Genomic DNA, 5,417 nt, shown 5'->3' with positions numbered 1-5,417 from the left:
CACGACCACCATCGACGAACTCACCCTCCACACACCCCTGACCCTCACCACCGAAACCACCCTCCAACTCCAGGTCAACATCACCCCGCCGGACGAGACGGGCAGCCGCGCGGTGACCGTCCACTCGCGCCCGGTCGCCACCGATGACGCCGACACCCCCGACTGGACACTGCACGCCTCCGGCCGGCTGACCGCGGACGCGGGCACGCCGCTCCCGGCCGCCGAGGCCTGGCCTCCGCCGGGAGCGACACCGGTCGACACGGCGACGCTCTACGACGATCTGGCGGACATCGGCCTGACCTACGGCCCGGTGTTCCAAGGCCTGTCCGCCGCCTGGCGGCAGGGCGAGGAGGTGTACGCCGAGATCCGGCTGCCGGAGGGGACGGAGGCGCAGGCCGACGGCTTCGGCATCCACCCGGCGCTGCTGGACGCGGCACTGCACGCGATCGCGCTCGGGTCCCTCGGAGCGGACGCCACCGCCCCGGTGCGGCTGCCGTTCTCGTGGGGCGGGGTGGCCCTGCACGCCACCGGTGCCACGACGGTGCGCGTGCGCGTGGTCCCGACCGAGGGCAACGACACGGTCGCGTTGGAGCTCACCGACACGGCGGGCGCGCCGGTGGCGTCGGTGCAGTCGCTCGCGCTGCGGGCGGTGGACGCCCAGCAGTTGTCGGCGGCGCGGGGCGGGGGCCAGAACTCGCTGTTCCGGCTCGAGTGGTCCGCGCTTCCCGTTTCCGAGGGTTCGGCCACCGCGTCCGCGACCTGGGCGGTGCTCGGCGAGGCCGCGGGGCTGGTCGGAGCCCTGACCGCCACCGGGGCGGAGGTCTCGGCCTTCGCCGACCTGTCCGAACTGCTGGCCGCCGTGACGGCCGGCGAGGCGCCGGTGCCGCAGCTCGTGCTCGCGCCGCTGGGCTCGTCCTTCGTGGCGGCTCCGGCGCTCGACACGGCGTCGACCGCCCACGCGCTGACGCACCGGGCGCTGGCCCTCGTGCAGGAGTGGCTGGCCGCCGAACAGGTGCTGGACGCCCGGCTCGTGGTGGTCACCCAGGGTGCCGTGGTGACTCGGCCCGGCGAGGACACGGCCGATCTGGCCTCGGCGACGGTGTGGGGACTGGTGCGTACGGCCCAGTCGGAGAGCCCGGACCGGCTGATGCTGCTGGACGTGGACGGGCGCGGGACGTCGCTCGACGCGCTGGCCTCCGCCCTGGCGGGTGTCGACGAGCCGCAGCTGGCGTTGCGCGACGGCGCCGTGCATGTGCCCCGGCTGGCGCGTGCGGCGTCGGGCAGCGCCCTGGCCGTACCGGCGGAGGGGCCGTGGCGGCTCGACGTGACGAGCATGGGCACCCTGGACAACCTCACGCTGCGGCCGGCGCCCGAGGCGCTGCGGCCGCTGGAGCCGACCGAGGTGCGGCTGGCGGTGCGGGCGGCGGGCCTGAACTTCCGCGACGTGCTGATCGCCCTGGGGATGTACCCGGGCGAGGTGCCGATCGGCGGCGAGGCGGCCGGTGTGGTGACCGAGGTCGGTTCGCGGGTGACGCGGCTGGCGCCCGGTGACCGGGTGATGGGCCTGGTGCCGGCGTCGATCGGCCCCGTGGCGATCACGGACCACCGCTGGCTGACCCGGATGCCGGCCGGGTGGAGCGCGGCGCAGGCCGCCACGATCCCGGTGGTGTGCCTGACGGCGTACTACGGCCTGACCGACCTGGCGCGCCTCGAACCGGGCGAGCGGGTGCTGATCCACGCGGGTACCGGCGGCGTCGGCATGGCGGCGATCCAGCTCGCCCGGCACCGCGGGGCGGAGATCTTCGCGACCGCGAGCCCCGGCAAGTGGGACACGCTGCGCGCGCTCGGCCTGGACGACGACCACATCGGGAACTCCCGCACCCTGGAGTTCGAGGACCGCTTCCTGGCGGCGACGGGCGGCGAGGGCTTCGACGTCGTACTGAACTCGCTGGCCCGCGAGTACGTGGACGCCTCGTTGCGCCTGCTGCCGCGCGGCGGCCGCTTCCTGGAGATCGGCAAGACCGACATCCGGGACGCGGGCGAGGTCGCCCGGCGGCATCCGGGCGTGGTGTACCGGGCGTTCGACCTGACGGACGCCGGGCCCGACCGCATGCGGGAGATGCTGGACGAGCTCCTGGAGCTTTTCGAGGCCTCGGCGATGCGTCCGCTTCCCGTGCTCGGCTGGGACGCCCGTTACGCACCGCACGCCTTCCGCCAGCTGCAGCAGGCCCGGCACACGGGCAAGCTGGCGGTGACCGTCCCCCGTCCGATCGACCCCGAGGGCACGGTCCTGATCACCGGCGGTACGGGCACGCTGGGATCGCTGGTCGCCGAGCGGCTGGTGACCGGGCACGGCGTGCGGCGCCTCCTCCTGACGAGCCGTCAGGGTCCAGACGCCCCCGGAGCCCGCCGGCTCGTGGACGAACTGGCCGCGCTGGGTGCCGAGGTGACGGTCTCCGCGTGTGACGCCGCGGACCGGGAAGCGCTCGCGGAACTGCTGGCCGCCGTCCCCGACAAGTACCCGCTGACCGCCGTCGTCCACGCGGCCGGTGTGCTCGACGACGGTGTCCTCTCGTCCCTCACGCCCGAAAGCGTGGACCGGGTGCTGCGCCCGAAGGTCGACGCGGCCTGGAACCTCCACGAGCTGACGAAGGACGCCGACCTGGCGGCATTCGTGCTGTTCTCGTCGGTCGCCGGCACCGTGGGCGCTCCCGGGCAGGCCAACTACGCTGCGGCCAACACCTTCCTCGACGCGCTGGCACAGCACCGACAGGCGTGCGGACTGCCCGGCGTGTCGCTGGCCTGGGGGTTGTGGGCACAGGCGAGCGGCATGACGGGAGATCTCGACGGCGCCGACCGGTCGCGGATGGCGCGCGGCGGGTTCGCGCCGCTGCCCACCGAGGAGGGGCTGGGCCTGCTGGACACCGTCCTCCGTACCGGCGCGGACGCCCTGATGGTGCCGACACGACTGGACCTCACGGCGCTGCGGGCCCAGGCGGACACCGCACCTGCGGTGCTGCGCGGCCTGCTGCCGACGACCGCGCGGCGGGCGGCGGGCGGTGCGGGTCCGGCCGGCGCGTCGGCCCTGCTGTCCCGGCTCGCGGGGCTGACGGAGGCGGAACAGGACGACGTCCTCCTGGAGGTGGTGCGCGGCCACATCTCGGCGGTGCTGGGCCACGGGTCCCCGGACGGGATCCCGCCGAGCCGCCCGTTCCAGGACCTGGGGCTGGATTCGCTGACCGCGGTGGAGCTGCGCAACCGGCTCTCGGCCGCGACAGGGCAACGCCTGCCGGCGACCCTCGTCTTCGACTACCCGACCCCGACCGCGCTGGCCGGCCGGCTGCGGACAATGGTCGCCCCCGGCGCCCCGTCCCCCGGCGACGCCGCCCTGGCCGAACTCGACCGCCTGGAGCGGACCGTCCTCGCCGTCACCCCCGACGACGAGACGCACGCCAGGGTCACCGGTCGGCTGCAGGCACTGCTGCGGAAGCTGACCAACGGGCTGGACACGCCGGGCGAGCCCACCGCCGACGACGAGGACCTGGAGTCGGCGACCGATGACGAACTGTTCGACGTGCTCGACAACGAGTTCGGGATCCGTTGAGCCGGTCCGTGGAATCAACACTGCTTCGTGGAAAGGTGTCAACGCCGGATGAATGAGAACAAGCTGCGCGACTATCTCAAGCGGGCGACGGCCGATCTGCGCCAAGCGCATCGCCGCCTGCAGGAGATGGAAGCCAAGGACCACGAGCCCATCGCGATCGTCGGCATGGGCTGCCGGTTCCCGGGCGGCGTGAGCTCGCCCGAGGAGCTGTGGCAGGTGGTCGCCGAGGGCCGGGACGTGGTCGGCGACTTCCCGACCGACCGCGGCTGGGACATCGAGGGCTTGTTCGATCCCGACCCCGACGCGCCCGGCAAGACGTACACCCGCCAAGGCGCCTTCATCGACGGCGCCACGGTGTTCGACGCCGACTTCTTCGGGATCAGCCCGCGCGAGGCCCTCGCGATGGACCCGCAGCAGCGACTGCTGCTCGAAACGGCGTGGGAGACCCTCGAACGGTCCGGGATCGCCATCGCGTCGCTCCACGGCAGCCGCACCGGCGTGTTCGCCGGCGTCAGCAGCCAGGACTACCTGCGGCGCCCGCCCGGCGGCCTGGCCTCCGTCGAGGGCTACCTCGGCACCGGCGGCCACCCCAGCGTCACCTCGGGGCGCATCGCCTACACCTTCGGCTTCGAAGGCCCCGCCATCACCCTGGACACCGCCTGCTCCGCCTCGCTCGTCGCCGTCCACACGGCGGCCCAGGCCCTGCGCAACGGCGAGTGCACCATGGCCCTCGCCGGCGGCGTGACCGTGATGGCGACCCCGGGCATCTTCACCGAGTTCAGCCGCCAGCGCGGCCTGGCCCCCGACGGCCGCTGCAAGTCCTTCGCGGACGCCGCCGACGGCACCGCGTGGTCCGAGGGCGCGGGCATGCTCCTGCTGGAGCGGCTCTCGGACGCCCAGGCCAACGGCCACCACGTCCTGGGCGTCATCCTGGGCTCGGCGGTCAACCAGGACGGTGCCAGCAACGGCCTCACCGCCCCCAACGGCCCTTCCCAGGAACGCGTCATCCGCCAGGCGCTCGCCAACGCCCGGCTGACCCCCGCCGACGTCGACGCCGTGGAGGCGCACGGCACGGGCACCAGGCTCGGGGACCCGATCGAGGCGCAGGCCCTGCTCGCCACCTACGGCAAGGACCGGCCCGCCGACCAGCCGCTGTGGCTGGGATCCATCAAGTCCAACCTCGGGCACGCCCAGGCCGCGGCCGGCGTGGGCGGCATCATCAAGATGGTCCAGGCGATGCAGCACGGCCTGCTGCCCAAGACCCTGCACGTCGACACCCCGACCCACCACGTCGACTGGGAGGCCGGGGCCGTCTCGCTCCTGACCGAGGCCACCCCGTGGCCCGAGAGCGACCGCCCGCGCCGGGCCGGCGTCTCCTCCTTCGGCATCAGCGGCACCAACGCCCACATCATCCTCGAACAAGCACCCGAGACGACCCCCGCAAGCGACTCGCTTCCGGTACTTCCGGTCGTCCCGTGGGTGCTGTCGGGGAAGACCGAGCAGGCCGTCCGTGACCAGGCCGCCCGCCTGGCCGCACACGTGACCGGCCACCCCGACCAGGACATCGCGCGTATCGCCCACGCCCTGGCCACCACCCGCACCCACTTCGACCACCGCGCCGCCACCACCGGCACCACCCAGGACGAACTCCTTAGCGGCCTGCGCGCCATCGCCGACGGCACCACGACCGTCAGCACCACCAGCGGTGGCGGCAAGATCGCGTTCCTGTTCACCGGGCAGGGCTCCCAGCGCAACGGCATGGGCCGCGAACTGTACGACGTCTTCCCCGCGTTCGCCGCCGCCCTCGACGACG

2 protein-coding genes are annotated in these 5,417 nt (G+C 73.9%); both read left to right on the top strand.

Annotated elements, in window-relative coordinates; translation table 11 throughout:
- Positions 1-3,604, top strand: a 3,604-nt coding sequence (locus ABZW10_RS38545) for an SDR family NAD(P)-dependent oxidoreductase (protein WP_355376353.1), incomplete at its 5' end; no start/stop codon positions are given.
- A gap of 48 nt (positions 3,605-3,652) precedes the next feature.
- Positions 3,653-5,417 (top strand): type I polyketide synthase (locus ABZW10_RS38540; protein WP_355376351.1); only part of this gene is annotated, 1,765 nt, incomplete at its 3' end.

It is taken from the genome of Kitasatospora sp. NPDC004723, assembly GCF_040609255.1.
Lineage (GTDB): Bacteria > Actinomycetota > Actinomycetes > Streptomycetales > Streptomycetaceae > Kitasatospora.
This window is presented reverse-complemented; position numbering and strand designations above follow the sequence as displayed.